The sequence below is a fragment of the Agreia sp. PsM10 genome (assembly GCF_030433855.1).
Taxonomy (GTDB): domain Bacteria; phylum Actinomycetota; class Actinomycetes; order Actinomycetales; family Microbacteriaceae; genus Agreia.
The window spans coordinates 1-263 of sequence record NZ_JARUXC010000054.1 but is presented as its reverse complement, the minus strand read 5'-3'; the positions used below and the strand labels follow the sequence as shown (position 1 = coordinate 263).

Here is a 263-nt window from a genome sequence, read left to right as displayed (position 1 = left end):
ATTTAGATGGATTGCCATTGATTAAACAGGAACAAGCCTATACAGCCGTGATGTACTATGATTCTGTTTTAAAGCCATGTCAGGCCGAAACGATTGAACAGTGGCAAGCAAATCCACCACAGGTGTTCAGTCCCCAAGAACATCAACAAGGACTAGCTTATTTATCGGGACAGCTTAGCTTAGATCAGTTAGAGAATCATCACTTACAACGGGTTTTAAAGCATGACGGCACTAAACAACTCTTTTTGGGTGAATGTAAAGTC

At 41.1% G+C, this 263-nt stretch carries 1 protein-coding gene; it reads left to right on the top strand.

Annotated features, from left to right (window positions below):
• A partial coding sequence (locus tag QCD70_RS19020) for a hypothetical protein (RefSeq protein ID WP_301219196.1) occupies nt 1–263 on the top strand: 263 nt, incomplete at both ends.